General features: G+C 57.9%; 7 protein-coding genes. All 7 read left to right on the forward strand.

Features of this window, described 5'->3' with window-relative positions:
• Window positions 1-267 precede the first annotated feature (267 nt).
• Window positions 268-456, forward strand: a complete 189-nt coding sequence (locus LBW88_RS17550) for a hypothetical protein (protein ID WP_038645063.1) — start codon at window positions 268-270, stop codon at window positions 454-456.
• A 240-nt stretch (window positions 457-696) separates the two neighbouring features.
• Window positions 697-1,833: an efflux RND transporter periplasmic adaptor subunit gene (locus LBW88_RS17555; protein WP_224933442.1), complete on the forward strand. Its 1,137-nt coding sequence runs from the start codon at window positions 697-699 to the stop codon at window positions 1,831-1,833.
• 8 nt (window positions 1,834-1,841) lie between these two features.
• Window positions 1,842-4,973 (forward strand): efflux RND transporter permease subunit, encoded by a 3,132-nt coding sequence (locus LBW88_RS17560; RefSeq protein ID WP_224933441.1) that lies wholly within the window; start codon window positions 1,842-1,844, stop codon window positions 4,971-4,973.
• Between the two features lie 85 nt (window positions 4,974-5,058).
• On the forward strand, window positions 5,059-6,459 hold the full coding sequence (locus LBW88_RS17565) for an efflux transporter outer membrane subunit (RefSeq protein ID WP_224933440.1): 1,401 nt from the start codon (window positions 5,059-5,061) through the stop codon (window positions 6,457-6,459).
• 142 nt (window positions 6,460-6,601) lie between these two features.
• A complete protein-coding gene (locus LBW88_RS17570; RefSeq protein ID WP_224933439.1) occupies window positions 6,602-7,846 on the forward strand; it encodes an MdtA/MuxA family multidrug efflux RND transporter periplasmic adaptor subunit in 1,245 nt (414 codons plus the stop codon).
• On the forward strand, window positions 7,843-11,043 hold the full coding sequence (locus LBW88_RS17575) for an efflux RND transporter permease subunit (RefSeq protein ID WP_224933438.1): 3,201 nt from the start codon (window positions 7,843-7,845) through the stop codon (window positions 11,041-11,043). The genes LBW88_RS17570 and LBW88_RS17575 overlap by 4 nt, the downstream gene beginning before the upstream one ends.
• The gene (locus LBW88_RS17580) at window positions 11,040-14,141 is read left to right on the forward strand and encodes an efflux RND transporter permease subunit (RefSeq protein WP_224933437.1); all 3,102 of its coding nucleotides are present in this window, start codon (window positions 11,040-11,042) and stop codon (window positions 14,139-14,141) included. The genes LBW88_RS17575 and LBW88_RS17580 overlap by 4 nt, the downstream gene beginning before the upstream one ends.
• Window position 14,142 lies beyond the last annotated feature (1 nt).

Raw genomic sequence — 14,142 nt, forward strand, 5'->3', positions numbered from 1 at the left:
ACCTGTTCTCAGGTATTCACCCTGTTCGGTTGCACCGACCCACGCAGATGCGTGGGTTTTTTTTGCCTGAAATTCAGCTCTCAGCGAACTCGCTCACACCTCTTGTCTGAGTCTTAACACTTCCCCGCCAACATAAAAATATCTTGCCGTGTAACCTGTATGTAACGCACCGCGATGCCGCATTCCATTTCGGTTCGCCAGCCCCTTGCCGTGTTGGTAGCGCGGCTTTGGGGCGTTTTTTATTGTCCTTCGTTGAGGTTTGTCCCGATGCCAAAAACCAAAGACCGAACGCCAAAAGGCGAGGGCCGCTCCTCGGCATTTCAGTTGCGTATTCATCCGGAGCTGCACGATCAACTGCGTGAAGTGACCGAGGATGAAAACATCACCTTATCCTGCTGGCTGAAAGATCTGGCGCGTCGCGAACTGCGTCGCCGGGGAATCGAACCGAAAGGATAATCCTGTCGCCATAAAAGGGCGACCCTGCGTTTTTGTTGGGTGCGCTTTGATGTGCACCATCGATAAAAACCCGCAAAAAGCTAAATTTCACAGCCATTTATGGCACGAAAGGTTTACCATTTTCCTTTGGAAAATATATTTTACGCAACCTTAACAACCGCCACATAACTCCCTCCCTACAATGATTTTTTGAGTGTCATCACATCCGTGACTATCCCTCCTTCTATCCAGAGAAAAATTATGCGCCTGAAACTTCTTTCTGCCAGCGTGGTGTTTTTACTGGCAGCCTGTGACCAGGGTGGAGCCAAGCCCGCTGCATCCGCCACACCCCAGGTGGGTGTCATCGCCCTAAAATCTGAGCCCGTTACGCTGGTGACGCAGTTGCCCGGCCGCACCACGGCAGTACGTACCGCGCAGGTGCGTCCGCAGGTCAGCGGCGTGATCGAGAAAATTCTGTTTACCGAGGGTGGCGAAGTGAAAGCGGGCCAGCCGCTGTATCAGATCGATCCGGCGACCTATAAAGCCGCTTATGATAAAGCCATGGCCACCTGGCAAAACGATGCGATGGTAGCGAAGCGCTATCAGCCGCTGGCATCCGCGCATGCCATCAGCCAGCAAACCTATGACGATGCCGTGGCCGCAGAACGCGAAGCGCAAGCCGATGTGGAAACCGCCAGGGTCAATCTGGATTACACGCTGGTCAAAGCGCCTATCTCTGGCCATATCAGCCGCTCAATCTATACCGCTGGTGCGCTGGTGACCAACGGCCAGACCGACTATCTCGCCACCATTACCCAGCTCGATCCGATTTATGTCGATGTCAGTGAATCCTCCACCGATCTGCTGCGTCTGCGCCGTGCGCTGGCCGACGGCAAGATCGCCAAAGTGGATGACAACACCGCTGCGGTCGGGCTCTCTCTGGAAGACAACAGCCAGTATGGCCAGCAGGGCAAACTGGCGTTTTCGGAAGTGAACGTCGATACCGCCACCGGCACCGTGGTACTGCGAGCGGTGTTCCCAAATCCCCATGACGAACTGCTGCCGGGCATGTATGTGCACGCCAGCTTCCCGCAGGGCATTCAGCAGCAGGGGATTCTGGTGCCGCAGGAGTCGATCATGCATGACTCAAAAGGCCAGCCGTATGTCTATGTGGTGAAAACTGACAACACTATTGAGCAGCGCAGCATTCACACCGGCGAGATGATCAAAGGCGAGTGGCTGGTGACCTCCGGCTTGAGCGAAGGTGAAAACGTGGTGGTGAACAATCTGCAAAGCGTGCGCAATGGGGCGAAAGTCACCACCACCGCCGCGAATACCCATGACACGCCATCAGCGAGCGCGGTCAGTCTGTCGATGACTGATGCAGCGGCGCAATAGGGGGCGGCATGTCGAAGTTTTTTATTGAACGTCCCATCTTTGCATGGGTTATCGCGATTATCGTGATGCTGGTCGGCGGGATTGCCGCTATCAGCTTGCCCGTTAATCAGTATCCCAATATCTCTCCACCGGCGGTGTCGATCTCAGTCACCTATCCAGGAGCCAGCGCCGAAACCACTCAGAACACCGTGGTGCAGGTGATTGAGCAACAGCTGAACGGCCTGGATGGTTTGCGCTATCTGGAGTCGAGCAGCGCCTCGGACGGCAGTGCGCAGATCATCGCCACCTTTAACCAGGGCATCAATCCGGATATCGCTCAGGTGCAGGTGCAGGACCGCGTGTCGCTGGCGGAGTCGCAATTACCGACCGATGTGACGCAACAAGGTATCCGCATCCGTAAGTACCAGAAGAACTTCATGATGGTCATCGGGCTGATCTCTAAAGACGGCAAGCTGACCAACGGCGATCTGGCCGACATGCTGGTGTCGAAACTGGAAGACCCGATTTCTCGTACGCCGGGCGTTGGTGACTTCATGGTGCTGGGTTCGGAATATGCCATGCGCATCTGGCTCGATCCCGCCAAGCTCTACAAGTACAACCTGATGCCAAGCGATGTCACCACCGCGATTGATAATCAGAACGTGCAGGTGTCATCCGGTTCACTCGGGGGGTTACCGACTATTCAGGGCGCAAAAACTCAGGCTACGGTGCTGGGGAAAACGCGTTTCACCACCGTGCAGCAGTTTGAGAATGTGCTGCTCAAGGTGAACAGCGACGGCTCCCAGATCCGCCTGAAAGACGTCGCCAGCGTGGCGCTCGGTCCGCAGAGCTATGGCATTGACGCCACCATGAATGGTCAACCGGCGGCAGGTATCGCGCTGCGTCTGGCCACCGGCGCTAACGAACTGGATACCGCCAAAGCGGTGCGCCAGACCATTGCCGATCTCAAAGATTCGCTGCCGGATAACGTCGAAATTCAGTATCCGTATGACACCTCACCGGTGGTCAGTGCTTCGATTGAAGAAGTGGTAAAAACGCTGATTGAAGCGGTAGTGCTGGTGTTCTTTGTGATGCTGATCTTCCTGCAAAACCTGCGCGCCACCTTGATTACCACGCTGGTGGTGCCGGTGGTGCTACTCGGGACGTTCGGCATCCTGTCGGCCTTCGGTTACAGCATCAATACCCTGACGATGTTCGGCATGGTGCTGGCGATAGGGCTATTGGTGGATGACGCCATTGTGGTGGTGGAGAACGTCGAGCGTGTGATGCACGAAGAACATCTCGATCCGAAAACCGCCACCATTAAGTCGATGCAGCAAATTCAGGGCGCACTGTTTGGTATCGCGCTGGTGCTGTCGGCGGTGCTGCTGCCCATGGCGTTCTTCTCCGGCTCGACCGGGGTGATATACCGCCAGTTCTCGATCACCATCGTTTCGGCGATGGCGCTGTCGGTGATCATGGCGCTGATTTTCACCCCTGCACTCTGCGCCACCCTGCTCAAACCTGCCGCGGCGGAGCACAAGACCACCGGTTTTGCCGGTTGGTTTAACCGTAAGTTTGATAGCGGCGCGATGCACTACACGCGCGGCGTCAGCAAAGTCATTTCCCGTCGCGGCCTGTTCCTGGTGATCTACCTGGTGATCGTCGGCGTGACGGGCTTTTTGTTCACGCGAGTCCCGACCACCTTCCTGCCCGCTGAAGATCAGGGCTTGATGATGGTGCAGATGACGCTGCCGGTTAACTCCTCATCACAGCGTACCCAGCAGGTGATCAACGACCTGAATGCCTATCTGCAGAAGAACGAAGCCTCGGTGGTCACCACTACCTTTGGCGTAGCGGGCTTTAACTTTGCCGGTCGCGGCCAGAGTAACGCTATGGCCTTTGTGCGTCTGAAAGATTGGGGCGATCGTACTCACAGCGGACAGAGCGTGCAGGATCTGGCGAACCGGGTGATGGCGCACTTTGCTAACTACCAAAACGCCAAAATTTTCGCCATGGTGCCGCCAGCGGTGATGGAGTTGGGTAACGCCACCGGTTTCGACCTCTATCTGCAAGACACGGGCGCGCACACCCATCAGCAGATGATGGCTGCCACGCACCAGTTAATCGATCTGGCCAACAAAGACCCGCATCTGGCGCAGGTGCGCATGAACGGACTGGAGGATGAGCCGCAGTACCAGCTGGAGATCAATGACGAGAAGGCCAGCGCTTTGGGCCTGAGCATGACCGACATTAACAACACGCTGTCGGTGGCGTGGGGTTCCAGCTATATCGATCAGTTTATGTATAACGGCCGTGTGAAAGAGGTGTACCTGATGGGGAAAGCCGATTCACGCGTCACGCCGTCCGATCTCGATAAGTGGTACTTCCGTAACACCAGTGGCACCATGGTGCCATTCTCCGCCTTTGCCTCGGGCAAGTGGGTTTACGGCTCGCCACACTTCGAACGCTTCAACGGCCTGACTTCCGAAGAGATCCTCGGATCGCCAGCGGCAGGGCAGAGCACCGGTGAAGCGATGAAAGCGGTGGAACAGCTGGCGAAGCAGTTGCCAAAAGGCTTCCGCGTGCAGTGGTACGGCATTTCGTATGAAGAGCAGGCATCCGGCAACCAGACCACCCAGCTGTATCTGATCTCGATTCTGGTGGTGTTCCTGTGTCTGGCGGCGCTGTATGAGAGCTGGTCAATTCCGTTCTCGGTGATCATGGTGGTGCCGCTCGGCATCCTCGGCACTATCAGCGCGGTATTGCTGCGTGGCCTGCAGAACGATGTGTTCTTCCAGGTGGGCTTACTCACCACGGTCGGGCTGGCGGCGAAAAACGCCATCCTGATCGTCGAGTTCGCCAAAGAGCTGCACGAGCGTGAAGGCAAAACGCTGGTCGAGGCGGCGGTGGAAGCGGCGAGGCTGCGTATCCGCCCGATTATCATGACCTCGATGGCGTTTATCCTCGGCGTGCTGCCGCTCACCATCTCCAACGGCGCAGGTGCGGGTAGCCAGCACTCGATTGGTACGGCGGTGGCGGGCGGTATGATCACCGCCACCTTCCTCGCCATCTTCTTCGTCCCGATGTTCTATGTGGTGGTGTCGCAGTTTTTCGCGCGGAAGAAGAAAAGCGCGATAGTCGCCGAAGAGAAACCGTAAGTCGCTGATAGGTCGCCATAAATGGCGACCCTACATGTAGGGTGCGCATTTATGCGCACCTTGCCGATTACCGCAGAGAATAAACATGAACACTAAAATTTTCCGTGTGGCGCTGCTGCCGCTGGCCATGGCGCTGGCGGGTTGTACGCTGGCACCGCACTATCAGCGCCCCGCGATGCCGGTAGACGCAAAATACGATCAGCCCACACCAGTGGGCAACGTGGCCGATCTGCCGTGGCAGAACTTCTTTAGCGACGCCACGATGCGCAACCTGATTCAGCTGTCGCTCGACAATAACCGTGACCTGCGCGTCGCGGCATTGAATGTGCAGGAAGCGCAGCAGAGCGTCACGGTGCAGCGCGCCGCGTTAATGCCGTCGATTAACGCCACCGCCAGCCAGACCTCGGCCCATGAGCCGGCCAATCTCTACAACACCAAAACCACTGGTGCGGTGAGCTATCACGAGCTCAACGCCGGACTGGGCGTCACCTCGTGGGAGCTGGATTTCTTTGGTCGCTTACAGAGCCTGCGTGATGAGGCGCAGGAGACTTACCTGTCCACGGCGGCCACTGAACGCGCCACGCGCATCTCGCTGATTTCTGAAGTGGCAACCGCCTGGCTGACCTTGAGTTCGGATAACGATCTGCTGCACCTGGCGCAAAACACGGCTAAGAGCCAGCAAGAGTCGTACCGTCTGACGCAACTCAGCTACAACGGCGGCGCCAGCAGCGATCAGGATCTGGCACAGGCAGAGAGCACGGTACGTGCCGCTCAGGCGGATGTGGCGAGCTATACGCGTCAGGTGCGTCAGGATGTGGATGCGCTGCGGCTGCTGGTGGGCACCGATCTGCCCGCCACCTTGCTGTCTCACGCCACGCTGGATGCTAACTGGCAGTTCCCGGCCACGCCGGCGGGCTTGCCGTCAGATCTGCTGACGCGCCGTCCGGATATCATGGCGGCGGAACATACGCTGAAAGCGGCGAATGCCAATATTGGCGCAGCGCGTGCGGCGTTCTTCCCGAGCATCACGCTGACGGCTTCCGGCGGATCGACCAGCAGCTCGCTCGGCAGTTTGCTGGGCGGCGGCACCGGTGCCTGGTCGTTCGTACCATCGATAAATCTGCCGATCTTTGACGGTGGTAAAAACGAGGCTAATCTCAACATCGCGCATATCGAGAAACGCATTGAAATTGCTGACTATGAGAAAGCGATTCAAACCGCGTTCAAAGAGGTGAATGATGCGCTGGCCGGTCAGGATACCTGGCAGGATCAGCTGACAGCGCTGCAACAGGAGGTCGGTGCCAATCAGCGCGATTACGACTATTCCGAAATGCGCTTTAAGCAAGGCGTAGACAATTATCTCAATGTATTAGTGGCCCAGCGATCGCTTTACAGTTCGCAGCAGTCGCTGATCAGTGCGCATCTGGGCCAGTTGAGCGAAAAAATCACCTTGTATAAAGCCTTAGGAGGCGGTTGGAAGGCCTGATTGCCTTAACGTTACCCTTACGGTTTCTCCATGGAAATTCCATGGCACTTCAGCTGATAATACAAGCAGTGATGATTTCCTTTGAAATAATCCCCTGCCATTGCAGGGGATTTTCCTTTTTCCTGTTTATCTGAAGAGTCCGATGACAATTAATTCTCCTCGCAGATCGCGTTTCCACTGGCTGAAATGGCTACTCATTTTACTTGTCGTATTGATTGTGGCTGGCGTGATTTGGCGCGTGGTGGGCGGACATGGCGGGGCGCCGGGTGGCATGCCGCCAGGTGGAGGAAAGGGCGGTCATCGCGGTGGCGCAGGTGGACCTCCGGGCATGGCGATGGCGGGCGGCAGTGCCACGCTGGTGCACAGCGGCATAGCTTCAACAGCCAATGTGCCGGTGTATCTCAATGCGCTGGGCACGGTGATCCCCAATGCCAGTGTTACCGTCACCAGCCGCGTAGCGGGCCAACTGGAAAAAGTGTTCTTTACCGAAGGGCAAAAAGTGGCAGCCGGTCAGTTGCTGGCGCAAATCGATCCGCGCAGCTATCAGGCCACGCTGGCGCAGTATCAGGGCGATCTCAATCAGAACCAGGCGTTGCTGAAAAGCGCCGAACTGACGCTGGCTCGCTACAAAAAGCTGGCGGCGCAGGACTCGCTGTCACGCCAGGATCTCGACACGCAAACCGCCACCGTTGGGCAGTATAAAGGCGCCGTGGCGGCCGACCAGGCGCAGATCGCCAGCGCGAAGCTGGACATTGAGTACGCGCGCATCACTTCGCCAGTCAGCGGTCGTGTCGGCCTGCGTCTGGTCGATCCGGGCAACATGGTGCAAACCACCGATACCACCGGCATTGTGGTGGTGACGCAAATGCAGCCTGCTGCTGTCACCTTCAGCGTGCCGCAGAGCAACATCTCACAGCTGACGAAAGCGCTGCACAGCGGGCAGAGTTTGCCTGCCGTGGCCTTTGATCAGGACAACAGCACCCAACTGGCTCAGGGTAAGGTGCAGTTCATCAGCAACCAGATCGATACCACTACCGGCACCATCGAGCTGAAAGCTACCTTCCCGAATGAAGATGAATCACTGTTTGCCAATCAGTTTGTGAATCTGCGTTTGCAAACTAACATCCTGAATAACGCCACGGTGATCCCGGCGCAGGCGCTGCAACTCAGCAGCGACGGCAGCTTTGTGTTTGTGATCAATAAAGACAATACGGTGACGCGCAAAGCCGTGACCACCGGCCCGGCATTTGGTGAAGATCAGCAGTCGATCCTGAAAGGCGTCGAGCCGGGCGAGCGTCTGGTCACTGAGGGTATCGATCGTCTGACCAACGGCAGTAAAGTCTCTCTGGCCGATGACAGCAAAACTGCCACAGCGGCCAAAAAATGAATCCGTCTCGTCTGTTTATCCAGCGTCCCGTCGCCACCATCCTGCTGATGGTCGGCGTGCTGATTTCCGGGATCTTTGCCTACAAGTTCCTTTCCACCTCGGCGCTGCCGCAGGTGGATTACCCGACCATTCAGGTCACCACCCTGTATCCCGGCGCCAGTCCGGATGTGATGGCGTCGTCAGTGACCTCTCCGCTGGAGCGCCAGTTGGGACAGATGGCCGGTTTGAGCCAGATGACCTCCACCAGCTCCGGTGGCTCGTCGATCATCACGCTGAAGTTCAGCCTCGATCTGTCGCTGGATGTCGCCGAGCAGGAAGTGCAGGCGGCGATCAACGCCGCAAACAACCTGCTGCCGAGCGATCTGCCGAATCCGCCAACCTATAAAAAGGTCAACCCGGCGGACACGGCGGTGATTACGCTGGCCGCCAGTTCCGACAACCTGCCGCTGACCCAGGTGCAGGATCTAGTGAATACGCGCGTGGCGCTGAAGCTGTCGCAGATCAACGGCGTCGGTATGGTGACGCTGGCGGGCGGTCATCAGCCGGCTATCCGCGTGCAGATGGACCCGAAAGCGCTGGCGGCACACAAGCTGTCGCTGGAAGACGTGAATACGCTGATCAGCAACAACAACGTGAATGGCTCTAAAGGTGGCTTCGACGGCAAATACCATTCGGTCACCATCGATGCCAACGATCAGCTGCGCACCGCCGATGAGTACGGCAACCTGATCATCACCTATCAGAACGGTGCCGCGCTGCGTCTGAAAGATATCGCGCACATTGAACAGGGGCCGGAGAACAGCTTCCAGTCGGCGTGGGCCAATAACAGCCCGGCGATTGTTATCAGCGTACAGCGCCAGCCCGGTGCCAACGTGATTCAGGTGGTGGACAGCATCAAGGCGCAGTTGCCCACCCTGCAGGCCGCGCTGCCCGATGGCGTGAAGATGAGCATCTTGTCGGATCGCACCCAAACCATCCGTGCATCCATCAGCGACGTGCAGTTTGAGCTGATGCTGTCGGTGGCGCTGGTGGTGATGGTCACCTTCTTGTTCCTGCGCAACGTCGCGGCCACGCTGATCCCGAGCGTGGCGGTGCCGCTGTCGCTGATTGGCACTTTTGGCGTGATGTATCTGGCCGATTTCAGCCTCAACAACCTGTCGCTGATGGCGCTGACCATCGCCACTGGCTTCGTCATCGATGATGCGATTGTGGTGGTGGAGAACATTTCACGTCGGCTGGAAGAGGGCGAAACCCCGATGCAGGCGGCGCTGAAAGGGTCGCAGCAGATCGGCTTCACCATCATCTCGCTGACGTTTTCACTGATTGCGGTGCTGATCCCGCTGCTGTTTATGGGCGATGTCGTGGGGCGCTTGTTCCGCGAATTTGCCATCACGCTGGCGGTGTCGATTCTGGTGTCGATGGTGGTGTCACTGACGCTGACGCCGATGCTGTGTGGCTATCTGTTGCAGCATATCCCGGAAGAGAAGCAGTCGCGCTTCTCGCGTAAAGGCGGACAAATATTCGATAAGCTGGTGCGTGGCTATGACCGTCTTCTGACCGTGGTGCTGAACCATCAGAAGCTGACGCTGCTGGTGGCGCTGGCGACCTTCGCGCTGACGGCGCTGCTGTATATTGCTATCCCGAAAGGCTTCTTCCCGACGCAGGATACCGGTCTGATTCAGGGCGTTACCGTGGCGTCGCAGGATGTGTCGTTTAGCGAGATGTCGAAGCGTCAGCAAGCGCTGGCGAAAGTGATTCTGCAGAACCCGTCAGTGGACAGCTTGTCATCCACCATTGGTATCGACGGCAGCAACACCAGCCTCAACAGTGGTCGCATCCAAATCAACCTTAAGTCGTTTGATGAGCGCGATGACAAAGCCGATGTGGTGATCAAGCAGTTGCAGCAGGCGGCGGCACAGGTAGCGGGTATTCAGCTCTACTTGCAGCCGGCGCAGGATTTGACGGTCAACGATCAGGTCACGCCGAGCCAGTATCAGTTCACGCTTGATGATGCTGACAGTGAAAACCTGGTGAGCTGGACGCCGAAGATGGTGGCCGCCTTGCAGCAACGCCCGGAATTTAACGGTGTGGTGAGTAACCTGCAGGATCAGGGCCGTGTCGCTTACGTTGAACTGAACCGCGACAAAGCCGCGCGTTACGGTATCACCGCATCGGATGTGGATACGGCGCTGTACAACAGTTTCGGCCAGCGTCTGGTTTCCACCATCTTTACCCAGGCCAACCAGTATCGCGTGGTGCTGGAAGTCGCGCCGCAGTATCAGCAGTCTCCAGCGTCGTTTGATGATGTCTATCTGCCGGTGAGCAGCAGTTCCAGCACCTCAACCAGCGGCAGTTCGAGCACCACATCCAGTAGCTCAGGTAGCAGCTCGACCACCAGCTCGGACAGCGACACCACCACCACGGGCATGGTGAAACTGACCTCGATTGCCACCATTCACCAGCGCACCGGTTCACTGATGCATATGCGTCTGAATCAGTTCCCGGCGGTGATGGTGTCGTTCAACCTCAACAGCGGTTACTCGCTGGAGGATGGGCAGAAAGCGATTGCCGAAGTGACGCAACAGCTGAATCTGCCGTCCAGCATAACGCTGCGCTATCAGGGGGAAACCTCAGCGTTCCAGAGCGCCACCGGCAACACGTTGTGGCTGATTCTGGCGGCGCTGGTCACCATGTATGTGGTGCTGGGCATCCTGTATGAGAGCTTTATTCATCCGGTGACCATTCTCTCGACGCTGCCATCGGCGGCGGTGGGCGCACTGCTGACGCTGCTGCTGGCGGGCACTGAGTTCAGCTTGATTGCGCTGATCGGGGTGATCCTGCTGATCGGCATCGTGAAGAAGAACGCCATTATGATGATCGACTTCGCGCTGGAAGCCGAAAACAAGCAGGGGATGAGCCCGCGTGATGCGATTCATCAGGCTTGTTTACTGCGCTTCCGTCCGATTCTGATGACCACCATGGCGGCGCTGCTCGGTGCGCTGCCGCTGATGCTGGCGTCGGGTTCGGGTGCGGAACTGCGTCAGCCGCTCGGTCTGGTGATCGTTGGCGGCTTGATTTTCAGCCAGGTGCTGACGCTGTTCTCCACGCCGGTGATTTACCTGTGGTTTGATGGCATCGCGCAGCGCGGCAAGCGCTATATGCAGCGTAAACAGCAGCAGGCGCGGAGCGAGGAATGAACTTAACCAGGCTGTTTATCTTCCGTCCGGTCACCACGTTGTTGTTAACGTTGTCGATCATGCTGCTGGGTTTGCTGGGTTATCGGCTGCTGCCGGTGGCCCCGCTGCCGCAGGTGGATTTCCCGACCATCATGGTCAGCGCCAGCTTAGCCGGTGCCAGCCCGGAAACCATGGCGGCCACGGTGGCGACACCGCTGGAGCGCTCGCTGGGGCAGATCGCGGGCGTCACCGAAATGACCTCGACCAGCTCGCAGGGCTCCACCAGCGTCATTTTGCAGTTTGATCTCGACCGCGACATCAACGGGGCGGCGCGTGATGTGCAGGCGGCGATCAATGCCGCGCGCAGTCTGCTGCCGAGCGCCATGGAGTCGCTGCCGACCTATCGCAAAGCTAACCCGTCCGATGCGCCGATTGTGATGCTGGCGCTGACCTCCGCCACGCGCACGCCGGGTGAACTCTACGACCTCGCCGAGAGCAAAATCGAGCAGGCGATGGGGCAGGTTAAAGGTGTCGGTGAAGTGTCGCTGATGGGCAGTGCGCTGCCAGCGGTGCGTATCGATCTGCAACCGCTCAAGCTGGCGCAGTACGGCATCTCGCTGGATAAGGTACGTGAAGCCATCGCCAATAGCACCACCAACAAACCCAAAGGCATTCTGCAGGGTAGCCAGCAATCATGGGTGGTGGACAGCAATGGGCAGTTGGATAAAGCGGCGCAGTATCAGGATCTGATCGTCAGCTATAAAGAGGGCAAAGCGGTGCGGCTGCATGACGTCGCTACCGTGTACGATTCGGTAGAAGATCAGTACCAGGCCGGTTTCCTCAATTCGCAGCCGTCGGTGATGGTGGGCATTAAGCGCCAGGCCGGGGCCAATATGCTCGACACCATTGATGCTATCAAAGCGCAGCTGCCGGCTCTGGAAAAAGATCTGCCCGCGGATACCCAGCTGAAAGTGGTGGTGGACCGTTCGCCGACAGTGCGTGAATCCCTTTACGACACCGAAGAGACGCTGCTGATCGCCATGTTGCTGGTGATCGCGGTGGTGTTTGTTTTCCTGCGCAACGTGCAGGCAGTGGTGATCCCGGCGTTGGCGCTGCCGGTGTCACTGATTGGTACCTGTGCGGTGATGTATCTGCTGGGCTACAGCCTCGATAACCTGTCGCTGATGGCGCTGATTATCGCCACGGGATTTGTCGTCGATGATGCCATCGTGGTGCTGGAGAACATCACGCGCCATATCGAAGAGGGATTAAGTCCGCTGCGCGCGGCGCTGAAAGGCGCGCAGGAAGTGAGTTTCACCGTGCTGTCGATGACCATGTCACTGATCGCGGTGTTTATCCCGATCCTGCTGATGGGTAGCATTGTCGGGCGTTTGTTCCGCGAGTTTGCGGTGACGCTCACCGTCTCGCTGCTGATCTCGATGTTTGTTTCACTCAGCCTGACGCCGATGCTGTGCGCTCGCCTGTTGAAGCCGAAACCGAAAGTCAGCAAGCGCCCCCATCCGCTGTATCAGTTTATTGAAAATCAGCTGAATGGCTTGCTGGCAGCCTATTCGCGTGGGCTGACGTGGGTGATGGCGCACCAGAAGATCACCATGTTCAGCCTGGTGCTGACGGTGCTGCTCAATCTGTTTCTGTTCACCGTGGTGCAGAAAGGCTTCTTCCCCAATCAGGACACCGGCCTGCTGATGGGCGCACTGCGTGCTGACCAGAACATCTCGTTCCAGGCGATGAAGCCGAAGATGCTGGAGTTCACTAAGATCATCCAGTCGGATCCGGCGGTGGACAGCGTGATGTCATCGATGGGCAGCGGCATGTTTGGCTCGCGTAACAGCGCCAACTTCTTTGTGCGCCTGAAGGATTTCAGCGACCGCGATGCCACGGCTACCGAAGTGGCTAACCGCCTGAGCCTGAAGACCAGCCATATCGCCGGGGCGCAGATGTTCCTGATGGCGGCGCAGGATCTGCACATTGGTGGGCGCAGCGCCAACGCCACCTATCAATACAGTTTGCAGGCGGACGATCTGGATGTGCTGCGCGAGTGGACGCCAAAAGTGCAGGCGGCGCTGGCGGCGATCCCACAGCTCAACAGCGTGGACTCTGATTCACAAACCGGCGGCCAGGAAGTGGTGATCAATATCGATCGCGATCGCGCCCAACGGCTCGGCGTTAACGTGCAGATGCTGGATACCATGCTGAATAACGCCTTTAGCCAGCGCCAGGTGGCGACGCTGTATCATACGCTCAATCAGTATCACGTGGTGATGTCGTTGCAGGATAGCTACACCCGCGATCCTGAGATCCTCAAAGAGCTGTATGTGATCAACGACAGCGGCGATCGTGTGCCGCTGGCGGCTTTCGCCAGCTTCAAAGGCGGTAATGCGCCGCTGTCGGTGGCGCATCAGGGGCAGTCGGCCACCAGCACTGTCGCGTTTAACCTGAATGATGGCGTGTCGCTGGAGCAGGCACAGGCGCTGATCAAGCAAGCAATGGCGCAACTCGGCTTGCCGTCCACTATTCAGGCCGGATTTGCCGGTACCGCAGCCGCCTTCGCGCAGCTCACCGCCACCATGCCGTGGCTGATTATTGCCGCGCTGGCAGCGGTGTATATCGTGCTGGGCGTGCTGTATGAGAGTTATATCCATCCCATCACCATTCTCTCCACGCTGCCATCGGCGGGGGTGGGCGCGCTACTGCTGCTGCTGCTCACCAATACGCAGCTGACGGTGATCGCCTTGATCGGCATTATTTTGCTGATCGGCATCGTGAAGAAGAACGCCATCATGATGATCGATTTCGCCATTCACGCCGAACGCACGCAGGGCATGTCGCCGAAACAGGCGATTACGCAGGCCTGTCTGATGCGTTTCCGTCCGATCATGATGACCACGCTGGCGGCCTTCTTCGGTGCCTTGCCGCTGGCATTGGGCAGCGGCGGCGATGCGGACTTGCGTAGTCCGCTCGGCATCGCGATTGCTGGTGGTCTGGCGCTCAGCCAGTTGTTAACCCTGTTTACCACGCCGGTTGTATATCTCTGGCTCGATAGTTTAAGCCGCGCCACCAAACGTCAGTGGCAGCGCATGCGTCATGTGGAATCCTGAT

Source organism: Pantoea sp. alder81 (assembly GCF_020179835.1).
Classification (GTDB): Bacteria; Pseudomonadota; Gammaproteobacteria; order Enterobacterales; family Enterobacteriaceae; genus Pantoea.